Source organism: Stenotrophomonas sp. 2YAF26, assembly GCF_052114625.1.
GTDB classification, from domain to species: domain Bacteria; phylum Pseudomonadota; class Gammaproteobacteria; order Xanthomonadales; family Xanthomonadaceae; genus Stenotrophomonas; species Stenotrophomonas indicatrix.
This window is the reverse complement of the sequence record NZ_JBFRFC010000013.1, coordinates 77609-94978: the sequence shown is the minus strand read 5'-3', so window position 1 is coordinate 94978 and position 17370 is coordinate 77609. Positions and strand designations below refer to the sequence as shown.

Below are 17370 nucleotides of genomic sequence, written 5' to 3'. Positions count from 1 at the left end.
GCTCAGGCAACGCCGAGGGCGATGCGGCCCACCGCAAACACACTGACGATCATGCCGAGCACGGCAACGAACTTCACCGCGGTCTGCAGCACCAGGGCCAGCAGCGATTCGTGGATGTAGTCCTCCAGCACGACCTGCAGGCCGAGCTGGGCATGCCAGAACATGGCGATCAGCAGGCCGATCAGCGGAACGGCGTTCCACGGCTTGGCGATCGCGGCGGTGGCGGTCACGTAATCCGAGCCCAGCAGGCCCAGCACGAACACCAGGAACCAGATGCCCAGCACCACCAGCGCGGCGGCGGTCAGGCGCTGATGCACGAAGTGCTCGGTGCCGGTCTTGGCCGAGCCCAGACCGCGCACGCCCTTCAACGGGGTACGGAACTTGCTCATGCGGCACCTCCGAAGAGCACATAGGCCCACACCGCCAGGGTGATCAGCAGGCTGCCGATCACCGACATCCAGCTGCTGCGGATGAAGGTGGCAATGCGGAATCCGATCGCGAAGTCCTGCACGATATGGCGGATGCCATTGCACAGGTGATAGGCGAACGACCATGTCCACGCGAACAGGAACACGCGGCCATACCAGGCCCCGGCATGGCCRGTGAAGCAGTTCCAGGATTCGGGCCCCATCATCAGAGCCAACAGGCCTCCGGCGATGATGAGGGCACCAACAGACAGAAAGACGCCAGTGGCTCGATGCAGGATCGAGGTGGCCATCTGAATCTGCCAGCGATACACCTGAAGGTGCGGAGAAAGGGGACGTTGTCTGGTCGCCATTCGCTGGGCTCGTTGTCTCGGCTGGGCGGCATAAGGCCGCGTTGGCTCAATGCTGATCAAAAATCGATGCAGCGTCCGTTTTTTTCCCAATCGCCATACCGCACCGGATCGAGTCCGCCGCGGCCACCGAATTCTTCTTCCACCTCTGGTTGTTCCACGGGCACAGGGACCGGGGGAACCAGCGGGGCTTCAGCTTCGGCGTCGGGAGTGGGGGTTGTTTGGCCTATCATGATGGGTCTCGCAACGCACAAATTTTAGACCTCGTTCACGTGCCTGACAACCTTCCCCCTGCTTTCGTCGCATATCCGCGCCTGCCCGGCCATCAATTGCTGAGCCTGCAGGGCGTGGATGCAGTGGCTTTTGCCCATGCCCAGTTCAGCAGCGACGTGACCGCCCTGCCCCTGCTGCACTGGCAGTGGAGCGCGTGGCTGAGCGCCAAGGGCCGCACCCTGGCGGTGTTTCAGCTGCTGCGGCTGGCCGATGACCATGTGCTTCTGGTGCTCGCCGACGGCGATGCCGATGCGATTGCGTCGCAACTGCAGCGCTTCGTGTTCCGCCGCAAAGTGAAATTGCAGGTGCATGCGGACCTGGTGGTGGCCGGGGCCTTTACTGCGCCGGAAGCCGCTACCGGCGCTGCCATCGCACTGGCCGACAGCCACGGCTGGGAGCTGGATCTGGGCAGCGACGCACTTCCCCGCACGCTGCGCATCGGTCCGGTCGAGGCCTTCCCGGCCAGCGACGAAACCGGGGGCGCCGCCTTTGCTCTGGCCTGGCGCCAGGCCGACCTGCGCTTTGGCCTGCCACGATTGGTAGAGAGCCAGCGCGAGGTGTGGACCCCGCAGCAGCTGGGCCTGGACCGCCTCAACGGCTACAGCGTGAAGAAGGGCTGCTACCCCGGCCAGGAAATCGTCGCGCGCACCCATTTCCTCGGCAAGGCCAAGCGCGCGGTGCAGCTGCTGCATACCGCTGCACCTGCGCAGGCAGGCGATGGCGTGCAGCAGGACCTCGGCAAGGCCAAGCGCGCGGTGCAGCTGCTGCATACCGCTGCACCTGCGCAGGCAGGCGATGGCGTGCAGCAGGACGGCGTCGCGCTCGGCACCCTGGCCAGCGTGGCCGGCACTACCGGCTACAGGCGCTCGCCGGTTTCCGGGTTGAAGAAATGCAGGCCCTGCGGATGGATCGCCACCCGGATGTCCTCGCCCACGCCCGGCAGCGACTGCGGCGCCACACGCATGGTCAGCGCGTGCTGGCCGCTGCTCATGTTGACGAAGATCTCGTTGCCGACCGGCTCGATGCCTTCGATGCGCGCGGTGAACGCATGCGTGTCCTCGCTGCCCGCAGGCTGCAGGTGCTCCGGACGCACACCCACCGCGATCGGCTTCTGCAGCCATGCCGGATCGATCGTGGCCTGGCCCAATGGCGCCCGCCACGCGCCATCCACCACGGTCACGCCACCGGCGTCGCCCTGCAGCGTGCCGCGCAGCACGTTCATCGCCGGGCTGCCGAGGAAGCCGGCCACGAACAGGTTTGCCGGGCGGTCGTACAGCGCCATCGGCGTATCGATCTGCTGGATGATGCCGTCCTTCAGCACCACGATGCGCTGGCCAAGGGTCATCGCCTCGACCTGATCGTGGGTCACGTAGATCATGGTGGTGCCCAGCTTGCGGTGCAGCTGCGCGATCTCGGTGCGCACGCTGTGGCGCAGCTTGGCATCCAGGTTGGACAGCGGCTCGTCCAGCAGGAACACCGCCGGCTCACGCACCAGCGCACGGCCAAGGGCAACACGCTGGCGCTGGCCACCGGACATCGCCTTGGGCAGCTTGTCCATCATGTCGGTCAGGCCCAGCGTCTGCGCGGCTTCGCTGATGCGCTTGTCGATGGTCGCCTTGTCATGGCCGCGCAGCTTCAGCCCGAAGGCCAGGTTCTCGGCCACGGTCATGTGCGGATACAGCGCGTAACTCTGGAACACCATCGCGATGTCGCGATCCTTCGGCGCCACGTCGTTGACCACGCGATCACCGATGGTCAACGTGCCGCCGCTGATCTCTTCCAGCCCGGCCACCATCCGCAACAGGGTCGACTTGCCACACCCCGATGGACCGACCAGCACCATCAACTCGCCATCGGCGACCTCGAAGGTGGCGTCCTTCACTGCAACCTGGCCGTTGTCGTAGACCTTGCGCACACCCTGCAACTGCACTTTTGCCATTTCACTCATCCAGTCCGCCCGACGCCGGGCTGTCTTTTGGGACTGCCTCGGCCCTCCCGATGGCAGTGATGATTGCGCGGTTGCCGCATGACGGCGACCACTGCAATCGAATACAGTTGCCCATTCTGCCATGTAAACGTTTTCACGTGGCACTATCCGACAGTCGGTGCGCGCCGACCTGCATCGTCGACCGAACGAAGGGTTGCCGCTGTAGTGGTTTCGATTGGAACGGTGCTCCGGCGAGCCGGAAAACCGATCCAGATGAGCCTCGGACAGGCAGTTGCGCGGATGTCCCCCGAACCCAGCCATGAAGCGATTGACAACGATGTCACCCGGATCTGAAACTCGAGCGATGCACGACACACTCTTCCTGTTTGGTGCCACAGGTGATCTGGCCCAGCGCTACCTGTTCCCTTCGCTGCTGCGCCTGCTCGGCGACGGCCTGCTGCCGGAGGATTTCCGCATCCGTGCGCTGGCCCTGTCGGGCCACGACACCGAAGCCTTCCATGACATCCTGCGCCCGCGCCTGCAGCAGGCGATGCCGATGGCCAGCCAGGAGGACATCGCCTCCCTGCTGCGCCGCATCGACTACCGCTCGGTGGACCTGCGCGACGTCGACTCGGTCGCCGCTGCCGTGTCCGACCTGGTCGACCGCCGCTGCGTGAGCTACCTGGCGATCCCGCCGGGCCTGTACATCTCCACCTGCGAGGGCCTGGCCAAGGGCGGCGCGCTGGCCGCACCCGCGCGCCTGATGCTGGAGAAGCCGATCGGCAGCGACAGCGAAAGCGCCGAGGAGATCATCACCACCATCGGCCAGTGGATCGACGAAGACCGCGTGTTCCGCCTCGATCACTACCTGGGCAAGGCAGCGGTACAGAACCTGATCGCGCTGCGCTTCGGCAATACGCTGCTGGAAGCGGTGTGGAACCGCAATTACATCGAATCGGTGCACATCCTGGTGGCTGAAAGCGAAGGCGTGGATGGCCGCGATGCCTACTACGCGCGCTCCGGCGCCCTGCGCGACATGGTGCAGAGCCACATCCTGCAGTTGCTGTGCATGGTGGCAATGGAGCCGCCGGCGTCGCTGGAAGCCGACCGCATCCGCGATGAGAAGGTCAAGGTGCTGCGCGCGCTGCGCCCGCTGGATGCCAAGCACGCCGCGCGTGACAGCGTGCGCGGCCGCTATACCGCCGGCAGCATCAACGGCCAGCCCGCACAGGCCTACCAGCCGCCGGAAGGCAGCGACGTGGAGACCTTCGCCGGTGTCACCGCGCACATCGACAACTGGCGCTGGAGCGGCGTGCCGTTCCACCTGGTCACCGGCAAGCGCCTGCCCGAGCGCACCACCCGCGTGGTGGTGACCCTAAAGCCGGTCACGCACTGGTTGTTCGAGCGTCCGCAGCGTGCGCAGGCCGCACCGAACCGCCTGGTGTTCCAGCTGCAGCCGCAGGAGAACATCGAACTGGGCCTGATGAGCAGCCTGGCCGGGCCCGAATGGGGCGCGCTGGAACTGCAGCCGCTGGAGCTGGAGCTGTCGGTGCCGACCGGCCTGCATCGCCGCATCGCCTACGAGCGCCTGTTCCTGGACGCCTTCAACGGCAACCACACCCTGTTCGTGCGCGATGACGAAGTGCGTGCCGCCTGGGCCTGGATCGACAGCGTTGCCGACGCCTGGAAGGCGGCCAACCTGCCGCTGGAGCCCTACCCTGCCGGCCAGTGGGGCCCGGCCAACGCGGTCGATTTCCTGCCGCAGGGCGTGGATGCACCGGATAGCGGAGCGTCGGAATGAGTGCCAGCTCGCAGCCCGTGCTGGTCGCCGACATCGGTGGCACCAATGCCCGCTTCGCCCTTGCCGACACCTCGCAGGACGCCCCGCTGCTGAAAGAGAGCATCCGCGAGTACGCCGTGGCGGAGTTCCCGTCGCTGGGTGATGCCGCGCGCCACCATCTGGAGCAGATCGGCGCCACCGCAAGCCGTGGCGTGTTCGCAGTCGCCGGTCGTGTCGATGGTGACGAAGCCCGCATCACCAACCATCCGTGGGTGATCTCGCGCAGCCGCACGGCCGCGATGCTTGGTTTCAACGAACTGCACCTGATCAACGACTTCGCCGCGCAGGCAATGGCGATTTCGCTGCTGCAGCCCGATGACGTGGTCCAGGTCGGCGGTGCCGCCTGGGTTCCGGGCAAGCCGGGTCAGCCGCGCAACTACGCAGTGATCGGCCCAGGTACCGGCCTCGGCGTCGGCGGCCTGATCCTTCGCCACGGCCGCTGTTACCCGCTGGAAACCGAAGGCGGCCATGTCAGCTTCCCGCCGGGAACGCCGGAAGAGATCCGCATCCTGGAGATCCTGTCCGAGCAGTTCGGGCGCGTCTCCAACGAGCGGCTGATCTGCGGCCCCGGCCTAGTCAACATCCATCGCGCAATCTGCGAGATGGCGGGTATCGACCCGGGCCAACTGCAACCGGTGGACGTGACCGCCCGCGCCCTGCACGGCGATCCACAGGCGATGCGTACCGTGGATGTGTTCTGCGCGGTGTTCGGCGCCATTGCCGGTGATCTGGTGCTGACCCAGGGCGCCTGGGATGGTGTGTTCCTGACCGGTGGGCTGACTCCGAAGATGCTCGATTCATTGCAGCACTCCGGTTTCCGCCAGCGCTTCGAACACAAGGGCCGGTTCTCTTCGATCATGGCGCGGGTGCCGTCGCTGGCCGTGATGCATCCCCACGCCGGACTGCTGGGCGCCGCTGCCTATGCTGCCGACGCCGAACGTGACGCACCAGGAGTTGCCGCATGACCCCCATCTTCCAGGACGACCGTATCGACTTCATCAACCATGGCGATGCCGATGGCTGGATCGAAGCGGTTGCAGCCGAAATGGCGCAGGCGATCAACCACGACATCACCGAACTGGGCCGCGCACGCATCCTGCTGTCCGGCGGCACCACGCCGGCACCGGTGTACCAGGCGCTGGCCGAGCTGGACGTGCATTGGGACCGCGTTGAAGTGAGCCTGGCCGACGAGCGCTGGTTGTCGCCGCAGGATCGCGACAGCAATGCGTGGCTGGTGCGCGAGAACCTGCTCACGCGTGCCGAAGGTGCGCACTTCGATCCGCTGGTGCGGATCGGCAAGCCGCTGCCCGAATGCGTGTACACCGCCAACCTGCAGGCCCAGCACAGCCAGGCCCCAAGCCTGGTCGCACTGGGCATGGGCAACGACGGCCATACCGCCTCGCTGTTCCCGGGCTCGAAGGACCTGACCCGCGCCCTCGAAAGCACCCTCCCGTATGCCGCGCTTGATGCCACCGGCTGCCCCGGTGCCAACCAGTGGCCGCTGCGCATCACCCTGACCCCGCGCGGCCTGGCCCAGTGCCGCCAGCGTCTGCTGCTGCTGCGCGGCAAGCAGAAGCTGCAGGTGCTGCGCCAGGCATTGGACAGCAACGACCCGCAGCAGTATCCGATCCTCAACGCGATCAACCTGGAAGGCGCGCGCCTGCGCGTCCACTGGACTGATTGATGTCGGCGGCGGCGCCCTGCTGCCGCTTGCCTCTCGCCACCTCGAACGCCGGTAGCCAATGAGCCTCCATCCGCAACTGCAAGCCATCACTGAGCGCGTCATCCGCCGCAGCGCCGCTTCGCGCGCCGCCTATCTGGCAGCGATCGACGCCTCCCTGCGCGATGGCCCGTTCCGCAGCCGCCTCAGCTGCGGCAACCTCGCCCACGGTTTCGCCGCCTGTGGCGGCACCGACAAGAGCCGCCTGCGCGGCGGCGTGACGGCCAACCTGGGCATCATCACCGCCTACAACGACATGCTGTCGGCGCACCAGCCGTTCGAGACCTATCCCGAACAGATCCGTGCGGTGGCCCGCGAACTCGGCGCGACCGCGCAGGTGGCCGGTGCCGTGCCGGCGATGTGCGACGGCGTCACCCAGGGCCGTGGCGGCATGGAGCTGTCACTGTTCTCGCGCGATGTCATTGCCCAGGCCACCGCGATCGGGCTCAGCCACGACATGTTCGATACCACCGTGTACCTCGGTGTGTGCGACAAGATCGTGCCGGGCCTGCTGATCGGCGCCCTCGCCTTCGGCCATCTTCCGGCAGTGTTCGTGCCGGCCGGCCCGATGACGCCGGGCATTCCCAACAAGCAGAAGGCCGAAGTGCGCGAGCGCTACGCCGCCGGCGAAGCCACCCGCGAAGAACTGCTGGAAGCCGAATCGGCGTCCTACCACGGCGCGGGCACCTGCACCTTCTACGGCACCGCCAATTCCAACCAGGTGCTGCTGGAAGCGATGGGCGTGCAGCTGCCGGGCGCATCGTTCGTCAATCCGGACACGGCGCTGCGCGATGCATTGACCCGCGAAGCCACCGAGCGCGCGCTGGACATCACCGCGCTGGGCGACGACTTCCGTCCGCTGGGGCGGATCATCGACGAGCGCGCGATCATCAACGCGATCATCGCGCTGATGGCCACCGGCGGCTCGACCAACCACACCATCCACTGGATCGCGGTGGCACGTGCGGCCGGCATCGTGCTGACCTGGGACGACTTCGACGAGCTGTCGCAGCTGATTCCGCTGCTGGCGCGCGTTTATCCGAACGGCGAGGCCGACGTGAACCGCTTCGCTGCAGCGGGTGGCCCGGCGTTCGTGTTCGGCGAACTGATCAAGGCCGGCCTGATGCATGGCGACCTAGTCAGCGTGGCCCGTGGCGGCATGGCCGACTACGCGCGCGAGCCGCAGCTGCGCGATGACAAGCTGGTGTACCTGCCGGGTCTGGAACGCAGCGCCGATGAAGAAGTGGTGCGCGGTGTCGACAACCCATTCGAGAGCCAGGGCGGCCTGCGCCTGCTGCGCGGCAACCTCGGCAAGTCGCTGATCAAGCTGTCGGCAGTGAAGCCGCAGTACCGCACCATCGAAGCACCGGCCGTGGTGGTTGATGCGCCGCAGGTGCTGAACAAGCTGCACGCCGGCGGCCTGCTGCCCGAGCATTTCGTGGCGGTGGTGCGTTACCAGGGTCCGCGCGCGAACGGCATGCCGGAACTGCATTCGCTGGCGCCGCTGCTGGGCCTGCTGCAGAACCAGGGCCGGCGCGTGGCGCTGGTCACCGATGGTCGCCTGTCCGGTGCGTCGGGCAAGATTCCCGCCGCCATCCACGTGACGCCGGAAGCTGCACGCGGTGGTCCGCTGGGCAAGGTGCGCGAGGGCGACATCATCCGCCTGGATGGTGAGGCCGGCACGCTTGAAGTGCTGGTGGACGCAGCCGAATGGGCCGCGCGTACTCATGCGCCGAATACGGCGCCGGCCGCCAATGACCTGGGCCGCAACCTGTTCGCGATCAACCGGCGCGTGGTGGGCCCGGCCGATCAGGGCGCGATCTCGATTTCGTGCGGTCCGGCGGCGGCTGACGGTGGGCCGTGGGACTACGACGCGGAGTATGAGCTGGGGCACGATGCTGCTGCTGCGGCGGCGCCACATGAGGCGAAGGACGCCTGAGGGATTGAAGCGCGTTGCGGGTATGTGGCGGCGGTTGGTTTCCAGGGGGCGGCGAAGGGCAGGCCGTCGCCAGGACACGCCGTAAATACATCCCTGTAGGCTCGATCGCGCCATCCATGGCGCGAACGGTCCTGGCGACGCCCTGCCCTCCGCCGCATCACAGTTTCCGGCGCCGATACGCCGCGAAGTGATCATTGAAAGCACAACTAGAGCGAAAGCAAAGGCAGAAGCAGAGCTATGGGTATCGAACAACATCAGGTGAAGGCGGCGGAGTTGCTGCATGCGGCCGGCATCCTGCCGGTGGTGACGATTCATACGCTGGACCAGGCACGTGCGGTCAGTGCGGCGTTGCTGGAGGGCGGATTGCCGGCCATCGAGTTGACGCTGCGGACGCCGGTGGCGATGGAAGCGCTGGCGATGCTCAAGCGCGAGTTGCCGGATGTGGTGGTCGGCGCCGGTACGGTGCTGACGGTGGAGCAGATGCAACAGTCGATCGATGCGGGCGCGGATTTCCTGGTGACCCCGGGCACGCCGCCGGTGCTGGCCGATGCGTTGGCTGCGGCACCGCTGCCGGTGGTACCGGGTGCGGCGACGCCGACCGAACTGCTGGCGCTCTACGCGCGCGGTTTCCGCGTGTGCAAGCTGTTCCCGGCCACGGCCGTGGGCGGCTTGGCGATGATCAAGGGCGTAGCCGGCCCGATCGCCGACCTCAAGCTGTGCCCGACCGGTGGCATCACCGAGAACACCGCCGCCGAGTACCTGGAGCAGAAGAACGTGGTCTGCATCGGTGGCTCGTGGATGGTGCCGGGCAACTGGATCGACGCAGGCCAGTGGGACAAGGTGCGCGAAAGCGCCGCGCAGGCCGCGAAGATCGTCAAGCGCGTACGCGGCCACTGACGCACTGCGGGGTCAGAGCCCTTTCCCGCCGGGAAAGGGATCCGACCCCAAGCGCGCAAAGCGCGCGACCCGCTCCTGCCGTTCCTTCTTCATTCCGCGGTGGCGACGCACGGAAACTATCCGTGGCCGGGCGGATGGGTTGCGCAGGGGCGTGAGCCGCATGGATGCGGCGACCGAGCTTACATGGACGTACTTGCAGCGTCCCCTGCGCAGCCCATCCGTCCGGCCAACCCCACGAATCCCGTCGCACCACCGCGAGGGGCTCAGCCGTTGGCCGAAACCCTTACAGCGGACGTGCCGGATCCACCAGCCCGTACTGGCTGGCCATCCGCGCCAACGCGATGTTGTCGTGGATTCCCATCTTCTCGAACAACCGCGCCTTGTGCGTGTTGACCGTCTTCGCGCTCAGGCTTAGACGACGGGCGATATCTTCCTGGCGCAGGCCCTGGGTCAGCAGCAACGCCACTTCCAGCTCACGCGGCGACAGGTTGTCGAACGGCGAGCCGTTGCCTTCCACGGTGGACAACGCCAGGTTCTGCGCGATGCTCGTGCCCAGGTAGCGCCGTCCGGCGGCAACGTCGCGCACCGCACGCAGCAGTTCCTGCGCATCACAGCCCTTGCCGATGTAACCGGCGGCGCCGGCTTCGAGCAGGCGCTTGGGCAGCGGACCGTCTTCCAGCACCGACACGATCACCACCCGCGTGCTGCGGTGGCCACGGACGATGCGCTCGGTCACTTCCATCCCGCTCACGCCGGGCAGGTGCAGATCACACAGCACCACGTCCGGTTGCAGCTGGCGGATCGCTGGCAGCGCGTCTTCGCCCGTTTCGGCCTCGCCCACCACTTCAATGTCGGTTTCACTCGACAGTATCATTTTCATCCCGGTGCGGACCAACGCATGGTCATCCACCAGGTAGACTCGAATCGTCATTCACGTACCTCTTCGAATGCGGCCAATACGGGTCAACCTAGGCAGGAGCACCTGACCACTGCAAGCGCGGATGTTGCGCGATTCCGGCGTTCTGCCTTGCGCATCACATTCTTCACGCCTGATCGTGCCCCTTGCCCTGCAGAACCCGTTACAACGAAACAACCCGTCCCTCAGGTAGACGCCCTTGGGAGGGCATCCACGTCACTCCCCTTGCGTGATCGCTTCGCTGGCCGTCGCTGGCGGCGAACCGTGCCGTCGCCATGGATGACGGCGGCTGAACATGACCAGATAGCACCCTACCACCCAAACCAGCGCGGCACACCACCCGGCCAAAATGTCGGAGGGGTAATGCACCCCCAGATAGACCCGGGAAACGCTTACCAGCAGGCTGAACGACGGCGCCAGCAGCAGCACCGGCCAGCGCCAGCGGGTATTCCAGGCCAGCAGCACCAGGGTGACCGCCAGGGTCATCGAGCCCATCGCGTGGCCGCTGGGGAAACTGAACGTGGATTCCGGCGCGATCGATTCCCACAGGCTGGGCCGGTCGCGCTGGAAGAAGTGCTTGCTGCCCATGTTGAGCAGCGCCGACCCTACGAAGCTCACCGCCACGAAGGTCGCTTCACGCCAACGCCGGTGCCAGGCCAGTGCACCGACAATCAGCACATCGGCCGGGATCAGGAACCACTCGTAGCCCAGCTTCGACAGCAGCACGAACACGTGGTCCAGCCACGGCGAATGCAGGCCGTGCATCTGCCACAGCAGCGGCGCATCGAAATGGAAGGATTCGAACTCGTGCACCTCGTCGGCCAGGGCGACGAATCCGGCCAGCGGCAGCAGCACGCCGGCAAACAGCAGCAGCAGCCGCCAGGCATTGCGCGCCATCCAGTGGCGGAAGCCGGAGGCTGGCTCCGGTGCAGCGAGGATCGTCGGCTTACCCGGCGCTTCGGACATAGGTGCGTTCAACGTAATCATCGATCAGGGCGACGAATTCCTGAGCGATGTTCTCGCCACGCAGGGTCACCTTCTTCTCGCCATCGACGAACACCGGTGCCGACGGTGCTTCACCAGTGCCGGGCAGCGAGATGCCGATGTTGGCATGCCGCGACTCACCCGGCCCGTTGACCACGCAGCCCATCACCGCCAGGGTCATGTTCTCCGCCCCCGGGTGCTGGATCTTCCACAACGGCATCTTTTCGCGGACGTGGTTCTGCACCACCTTGGCCAGCTCCTGGAAGAATTCCGAGGTGGTACGGCCGCAGCCCGGGCACGCCGTGACCAGCGGAGTGAAGGCGCGCTGGCCGGTGGTCTGCAGCAGTTCCTGGGCGACGATCACTTCCTGCGTGCGCGACTGGCCCGGTTCGGGCGTCAGCGAAATGCGGATGGTGTCGCCGATGCCTTCCTGCAGCAGCACGCTCAATGCCGCCGCCGAGGCGACGATGCCCTTGCTGCCGATACCGGCTTCGGTCAGGCCCAGATGCAGGGCGAAGTCCGAACGCTGGGCCAGGTCGCGGTAGACCGCGATCAGCTCCTGCACGCCGCTGACCTTGGCCGACAGGATGATGCGATCGCGCGGCAGGCCGATGTCCACGGCCTGCTCTGCCGAATCCAGCGCCGAACGGATCAGCGCCTCGCGCAGCACGCGGCCGGCGTCCCAGGGCTGTTCGCGGTGGTTGTTCTCGTCCATCAGCTTGGCCGCCAGGGCCTGGTCCAGCGAGCCCCAGTTGGCGCCGATGCGCACCGGCTTGTTGTAGCGGATGGCGAACTCGATCAGCTGCGCGAACTGCAGGTCCTTCTTCTTGCCGAAGCCTACGTTGCCCGGGTTGATGCGGTACTTGGCCAGTGCTTCGGCGCAGGCCGGCTCGGCCGTCAGCAGCTGGTGGCCGTTGTAGTGGAAGTCGCCGATCAGCGGTACGTCGATGCCCATCATCGCCAGCTTGTCGACGATGCGCGGGATCGCCGCGGCCGCTTCGACCGTGTTGACGGTCAGGCGCACCATTTCCGAGCCGGCACGCCAGAGCTCAGCGACCTGCTTGACGCTGGACGCCACATCGGACGTGTCGGTATTGGTCATCGACTGCACCACGACCGGCTTGCCACCGCCCACGGTGACTCCACCGATCTGGACCGCTTGGGTCAGGCGACGGGGCCAGGCAGTGGCATCGGAGGGGGCTGTAGGGCGGGTGACGGCGTCATGCATGCGGGCATTCTAACGCCCGCCCCGACCTTCCGGGTGTGTCGCATTCAGGCGACAGTCCGGCTGCGGCCGATTGTCGCAGGCAGCCGTCCCCGCGAACGCATACGATGGGCGCGAATGACCGGTCCCGACGCCCCGTTTCTCCGAACCCTGTGCAGCCTGCGCTGGTTGGCCGTGGCTGGCCAGGCGGCCACCATCCTCGTTGCGACCTGGGTGCTGGGACTGCCCTTGCCGCAACTGCCGCTGTGGTCGGGCGTTGCCGTGCTCGCCGTATTCAACCTGTATACGCAGCTGCGCCCGGAGCCGGCCGATACCGCGCCGCTGACCGCCTTCGGCCACATCCTGGTGGACGTGATCATCCTCACCTGGATGGTCAGCTGGAGCGGCGGCATCGCCAATCCGTTCGGCTCGCTGTTCCTGATCCTGATCGCCCTGGCGGCCTTCGCCCTGCCCCTGCGCTGGGCACTGGCCGTGGCCAGCGCCTGCCTGCTGGGCTACGCCGCCAGCGGACTGTTCGGGCAACCGCTGCCGGCGGGCTATTTCAACGCACTGGACCTCAATCGCTGGGGCGTGATCGCCACCTTCCTGCTGTCCGCTGCGGTCGTACTGATCTTCTCTACCCGGCTGGCGATCGCGCTGCGCGAGCGCGAGCTGGAACTGTCGGCACTGCGCGAACGCTTCGCGCGCAACGAGGGCATCGTCGCCCTGGCCACGCATGCAGCCTCGGTGGCGCACGAACTGAACACGCCGCTGGCGACGATGACCCTGCTCGCCGACGACGTGGCCGAACGCAGCGAAGAACCGGAAGTGCGCGAGGACATGGAAACCCTGCGCGAACTGCTGGTGCAGTGCCGGGAGCGCGTGCTGGCCCTGGCCGCGCCGGCCTCCAATGACGGCCCCGGGCGCGCCCACTCCACGGCCCAGCAGGTGCTGGAGCAATGGCGGCTGGTGCGCCCGACCATCGACCTGCATCGCAACGACGACGCACCGCTGCGCCTGCCGCTGGACCCGGGCGTCGGCCACCTGCTGATGGTGCTGCTGAACAACGCGGCCGATGCCGGCGAGCAGGCCGGCCGACCGCGCGTCGATCTCAGCCTGCGCATCGAAGGCGACGACCTGATCGGCGAAGTGCGCGATTACGGCCATGGCTTCAACGCCCGCGCCGCCGTGCTGCCGGGCAAGCTGTTCGGCAGCAGCAAGAGTGAAGGCATGGGCGTCGGTCTTGCCCTGTCCCATGCCACCATCGAACGCCTGGACGGCGAGATGTGGATGCGCCCGGCCCAAGGGGCCGGTAGCCGCGTCGGCTTCCGCCTGCCGTTGGCCCCCCGCGAGGAATCACCATGACTGCTTCCACCCTTGGCCTGCTGGTCGACGACGACGAACTCTACCTGCGCACCCTGCAGCGCAGCTTGGCCCGCAAAGGGCTGGAGACGCAGACCGCACAGGATGCCGCCAGCGCGCTGGCACTGGCCCGCCAGCATCCGCCGGCGTTCGCGTTGATCGACCTGAAGCTGGGCAGCGATTCCGGCCTGGCCCTGATACAGCCGTTGCGCGCGCTGCGCGCAGACATGCGAATCCTGCTGGTGACTGGCTATGCCAGCATCGCCACCGCAGTGGAGGCGATCAAGCTGGGCGCCGACGACTACCTGCCGAAGCCATCGACGGTGCCGATGATCCTGCGTGCGCTGGGCGAGGAAGACGATGGTCCCGCCGATGACGGCGAGATGGAAGTGCCCGATGCGATGACCCCGATCAGCCGCCTGCAGTGGGAACACATCCAGCAGGCGATGCATGAAACCGGCGGCAATGTATCGGCGGCCGCGCGGCTGCTCGGCATGCACCGGCGTTCGCTGCAGCGCAAGCTGGCCAAGCGGCCGAGCCCGGAGCGCGATCCGAGCCGGTGAAGGGCCGGCATCCCGCAACAGGATGCCGCTGGCGCACGCCAGGTCAGTCTCCGAGCAGCGCGTCCACCTCGACCTTCTGCTGCCTGGCCTCGGCGTCCACTTCTGCAACCCATTGATCCACCCCACCACGCATCAGATCAGCCCGACTGGGCAGGACGTCGCGCGCAGGGCTATACAGATCGAGCAGCAGTCGGTTGCGGGCCTCGACTGTCATGTCCGCGCCGCCAGACCGCTCGACGATGATGTCAGCCCGCGCCAGGCCCTGCTCATCCACGCACCGCTCGCCATGACGCAGCAGAACCAGCACCGGCACATCGGCGCCCTCCTGCACGGCTGCCTGCAGCCGGTCGTGTCCGTCCAGCACCACGTGTGCCTGCAGGCCACTGCCCCACATCAGCAGCACCGGTGGCAGTGATCCTGCCCGGGCCTGCCTGGCCCAGGCCTTGACCCGCCCATCCGTGGCCAGTGACGGTGCCCGCAGCAGGACGGGAGGCAGGCATTCGCCGTGCGTCACGCTCGACCAGTCCAAGGTATCGACCGCCGGTCGGGCCAGCGCATCTGACGCGAGCGTGAGCGGCATCCGCGCACGCTCCAGGCCATGCAGCGTCGGCTGCAGCAGCCATTCGCCCTGGGCCAGCGGAGATCGATCCGAACGGGTAAGGGCCCGTGCGAAATGACGTGCCCACGCTGCGGCAGTCCGCACCGGATCATCCGAATGCAACGCCCGCACCTCGGCAGCCGTGATCGGTGGAATGATCGCCGGCGAGGCCGGGGAGGCGCTGCGAAGCAGGTCCACACCGAAGTAGTCGGGCTCCACCCTCGCCCACAACATGGGGCGTTCCTCGGTACCCACCCGTATCCGGTCCGGCGGGCAGACCGAAACCACAAGCGCAGGGCGCACGGGAGCCGGCACGGTCAGGTGCAGACCCGCCCACGCCTCGGGCTGCCTTCGTCGAACGAGGTCGCGCCAGTGCATCGACGCACGCATCCGGCGCGCCGCGCTCAGCCCTTCAGCTGCGCCAGCAGCTCACGGGTCAGCGGATCATTGATCTGGACATCCTCGCCCTGCAGGGCCGGCAGCAGGCCACTGGCCAGCTGCTTGCCCAGCTCGACACCGAACTGGTCGAAAGCGTTGATGTTCCAGATCACCGACTGCACGTACACCGCGTGTTCGTACATCGCGATCAAGGCGCCCAGCGCCTGCGGGGTGAGCGCGTCGAGCAGGATCATCGTGCTCGGGCGGCCGCCCGGGTAATCGCGGTGCGGATCGTCGCTGCCCTGGCCGTTGGCCAGTGCTTCGGTCTGCGCCAGCAGGTTGGCCATCAGCGCCTGGTGGTTGACCGTATACGGATCATCGTTGTGCACGCAGCCGATGAAATCGGCCGGGATGATGCTGGTGCCCTGGTGCAGCGCCTGGAAGAAGCTGTGCTGCACATCGGTGCCCGCACCGCCCCACCACACCGGCACGGTGTCGGTGGTGACCGGCTGGCCATCGCGCTGCACGCGCTTGCCCAGGCTTTCCATCACCAGCTGCTGCAGGTAGGCCGGCAGCAGCGCCAGGCGCTGGTCGTAGGTCATCACCGCATGCGTGGCGTAGCCCAGCAGATTGCGGTTCCAGATGTCGGTCAGGCCGTGCAGCACCGGCAGGTTGCGCTCCAACGGCGCGTCCAGCGCATGCGTATCCATCTGCGCGGCACCTTCCAGCAGCTGCTCGAAGCGCTCGAAGCCGATGGCCAGTGCGATCGGGAAACCGACGGCCGACCACAGCGAATAGCGGCCACCCACCCAGTCCCACATCGGCAGCACACGATCGGCGGCGATGGCGAAGGCCTTGGCGGCGCGTTCCGGATTGGCGCTGACCGCGTACAGACGGTCGCTGCCGCCCAGCCAGTCATGCAGGATCTGGCCGTTGAGCAGGGTTTCCTGGGTACCAAAGGTCTTGGAAATGAGGATGCCGGCGGTCTTCGCCGGATCCAGCGTGGCCAGCGTGCGCTGCATGGCGGCGCCGTCCACGTTCGACACGAAATGCACGCGCAGGCGTGCGCCTGTGACCGGGCGCAGCGCATCGGCGACCAGTCGCGGGCCGAGATCGGAACCGCCAATGCCGACGCTGACCACATCGGTCACGCCGCTGTCTTCCAGCGCGCGCACCAGCACGCCCATGCGCTGGCGGATGCCGCGCGCGGTGGCATAGGCCTCGGCCGCCACCGGCGCATCGACTACATCACCGCGCAATGCGGTATGCAGCGCAGCGCGGCCTTCGGTCAGGTTGACCTGCTCGCCACGGAACAGGCGCGTGATGGCGCCGCCGACATCACGTTCGGCAGCCAGCGCCAACAGCGCCTGCAACGCTGCGGCATCGTATTTCTGCCGGGCGAAGTTGACATACAACGGACCGACCCGCAGCGCCAGGTCCTGTACACGGCCGGGTTCGGCGGCGAGCAGGCCGGGAATGCTTGCGCCCTTCAGGCGCTGGGCGTGGGAATGCAGCGAGTCGAATCCGTTGTTCGTTGTCATGCGGCCTGGGTCGGGATCGTGTCGTTGGTGTGGGAAATCTGGTTGTTGCCATCCACGTACACCAGCTTCGGTTTGAAGCTGTCGGCTTCCTGCTCGGTCATGCTGGCGAAGGCGGCAATGATGATGATGTCACCGACCTGCACGTGGCGCGCGGCGCCACCATTGAGCGAGACGACGCCGCTGCCGGCTTCGGCGCGGATCGCATAGGTCGAGAAGCGCGCACCGTTGGTCACGTCCCAGATGTGCACCTGCTCGAACTCACGGATGCCGGTGGCAGCCAGCAGGTTGTCATCGATGGCGATGGAGCCTTCGTAGTTCAGCTCGGAATGGGTGACGGTGGCGCGGTGGATCTTGGTCTTGAGCAGGGACAGGTGCATGGGGGCGCTGCAACGGCAAAGGAAAGAGCGGATTCTAGCACCCACGCGGCAGCGGTCAGGTAGCGGCCGCAGGATG

General features: G+C 66.9%; 17 protein-coding genes and 1 pseudogene. 8 read left to right on the top strand and 10 right to left on the bottom strand.

What is annotated here, in order from left to right:
- Positions 1 to 2: 2 nt before the first annotated feature.
- The 3 genes from sdhD to AB4Y98_RS14625 are packed head-to-tail and all read right to left on the bottom strand — an operon-like array spanning position 3 to position 1008.
- Complete coding sequence (sdhD, locus tag AB4Y98_RS14635) at positions 3 to 389, bottom strand: succinate dehydrogenase, hydrophobic membrane anchor protein (RefSeq protein ID WP_025878813.1); 387 nt, start codon at positions 387 to 389, stop codon at positions 3 to 5.
- On the bottom strand, positions 386 to 778 hold the full coding sequence (gene sdhC, locus AB4Y98_RS14630) for a succinate dehydrogenase, cytochrome b556 subunit (RefSeq protein WP_025878812.1): 393 nt from the start codon (positions 776 to 778) through the stop codon (positions 386 to 388). Before sdhC ends, sdhD begins: the two co-directional genes overlap by 4 nt.
- 56 nt (positions 779 to 834) lie before the next feature.
- Positions 835 to 1008 (bottom strand): DUF1674 domain-containing protein, encoded by a 174-nt coding sequence (locus AB4Y98_RS14625; RefSeq protein WP_080149151.1) that lies wholly within the window; start codon positions 1006 to 1008, stop codon positions 835 to 837.
- A 39-nt stretch (positions 1009 to 1047) separates the two neighbouring features.
- On the opposite strand from AB4Y98_RS14625, the pseudogene ygfZ reads away from it, so the two are divergent.
- Positions 1048 to 1872 (top strand): annotated as a pseudogene (gene ygfZ, locus AB4Y98_RS14620) (CAF17-like 4Fe-4S cluster assembly/insertion protein YgfZ); the annotation flags it as partial.
- Positions 1873 to 1904: 32 nt separating this feature from the next.
- Here the strand turns inward: ygfZ and AB4Y98_RS14615 are convergent.
- Positions 1905 to 2987: an ABC transporter ATP-binding protein gene (locus AB4Y98_RS14615; protein WP_313251207.1), complete on the bottom strand. Its 1083-nt coding sequence runs from the start codon at positions 2985 to 2987 to the stop codon at positions 1905 to 1907.
- 352 nt (positions 2988 to 3339) lie between these two features.
- Here AB4Y98_RS14615 and zwf point away from each other — a divergent pair, with 352 nt between their 5' ends.
- The 5 genes from zwf (at position 3340) to AB4Y98_RS14590 (ending at position 9371) form a co-directional block, all read left to right on the top strand.
- Positions 3340 to 4776, top strand: coding sequence for a glucose-6-phosphate dehydrogenase (gene zwf, locus AB4Y98_RS14610; RefSeq protein WP_025878809.1), 1437 nt, complete (start codon positions 3340 to 3342; stop codon positions 4774 to 4776).
- Entirely contained in the window at positions 4773 to 5780 is a 1008-nt protein-coding gene (glk, locus tag AB4Y98_RS14605) for a glucokinase (RefSeq protein ID WP_025878808.1), read from the top strand. Before zwf ends, glk begins: the two co-directional genes overlap by 4 nt.
- Complete coding sequence (pgl, locus tag AB4Y98_RS14600; protein ID WP_442244598.1) at positions 5777 to 6499, top strand: 6-phosphogluconolactonase; 723 nt, start codon at positions 5777 to 5779, stop codon at positions 6497 to 6499. The genes glk and pgl overlap by 4 nt, the downstream gene beginning before the upstream one ends.
- 58 nt (positions 6500 to 6557) lie before the next feature.
- Entirely contained in the window at positions 6558 to 8474 is a 1917-nt protein-coding gene (gene edd / locus AB4Y98_RS14595; RefSeq protein WP_442244597.1) for a phosphogluconate dehydratase, read from the top strand.
- A 237-nt stretch (positions 8475 to 8711) separates the two neighbouring features.
- The gene (locus tag AB4Y98_RS14590) at positions 8712 to 9371 is read left to right on the top strand and encodes a bifunctional 4-hydroxy-2-oxoglutarate aldolase/2-dehydro-3-deoxy-phosphogluconate aldolase (protein WP_442244596.1); all 660 of its coding nucleotides are present in this window, start codon (positions 8712 to 8714) and stop codon (positions 9369 to 9371) included.
- A gap of 283 nt (positions 9372 to 9654) precedes the next feature.
- On the opposite strand, the gene AB4Y98_RS14585 is transcribed toward AB4Y98_RS14590, so the two are convergent.
- From AB4Y98_RS14585 to ispG, 3 genes are all read right to left on the bottom strand, one after another.
- Entirely contained in the window at positions 9655 to 10302 is a 648-nt protein-coding gene (locus AB4Y98_RS14585; RefSeq protein WP_025878804.1) for a response regulator, read from the bottom strand.
- A 201-nt stretch (positions 10303 to 10503) separates the two neighbouring features.
- Entirely contained in the window at positions 10504 to 11253 is a 750-nt protein-coding gene (locus AB4Y98_RS14580; protein ID WP_025878803.1) for a phosphatase PAP2 family protein, read from the bottom strand.
- On the bottom strand, positions 11234 to 12499 hold the full coding sequence (gene ispG / locus AB4Y98_RS14575; protein ID WP_442244595.1) for a flavodoxin-dependent (E)-4-hydroxy-3-methylbut-2-enyl-diphosphate synthase: 1266 nt from the start codon (positions 12497 to 12499) through the stop codon (positions 11234 to 11236). The genes AB4Y98_RS14580 and ispG overlap by 20 nt, the downstream gene beginning before the upstream one ends.
- A gap of 114 nt (positions 12500 to 12613) precedes the next feature.
- On the opposite strand from ispG, the gene AB4Y98_RS14570 reads away from it, so the two are divergent.
- Together AB4Y98_RS14570 and AB4Y98_RS14565 are read left to right on the top strand one after the other, a co-directional pair.
- Positions 12614 to 13840 (top strand): ATP-binding protein, encoded by a 1227-nt coding sequence (locus AB4Y98_RS14570; RefSeq protein WP_442244594.1) that lies wholly within the window; start codon positions 12614 to 12616, stop codon positions 13838 to 13840.
- Positions 13837 to 14400, top strand: coding sequence for a response regulator transcription factor (locus tag AB4Y98_RS14565; RefSeq protein WP_025878801.1), 564 nt, complete (start codon positions 13837 to 13839; stop codon positions 14398 to 14400). The genes AB4Y98_RS14570 and AB4Y98_RS14565 overlap by 4 nt, the downstream gene beginning before the upstream one ends.
- Before the next feature lie 43 nt (positions 14401 to 14443).
- Here the strand turns inward: AB4Y98_RS14565 and AB4Y98_RS14560 are convergent, their stop codons facing one another.
- From AB4Y98_RS14560 to panD, 3 genes are read right to left on the bottom strand one after another with little or no spacing between them, the layout of a single operon-like run.
- Positions 14444 to 15376: a hypothetical protein gene (locus AB4Y98_RS14560; RefSeq protein WP_442244593.1), complete on the bottom strand. Its 933-nt coding sequence runs from the start codon at positions 15374 to 15376 to the stop codon at positions 14444 to 14446.
- A gap of 26 nt (positions 15377 to 15402) precedes the next feature.
- The gene (gene pgi, locus AB4Y98_RS14555) at positions 15403 to 16917 is read right to left on the bottom strand and encodes a glucose-6-phosphate isomerase (protein ID WP_442244592.1); all 1515 of its coding nucleotides are present in this window, start codon (positions 16915 to 16917) and stop codon (positions 15403 to 15405) included.
- A complete protein-coding gene (panD, locus tag AB4Y98_RS14550) occupies positions 16914 to 17294 on the bottom strand; it encodes an aspartate 1-decarboxylase (RefSeq protein ID WP_004153087.1) in 381 nt (126 codons plus the stop codon). Before panD ends, pgi begins: the two co-directional genes overlap by 4 nt.
- Positions 17295 to 17370 lie beyond the last annotated feature (76 nt).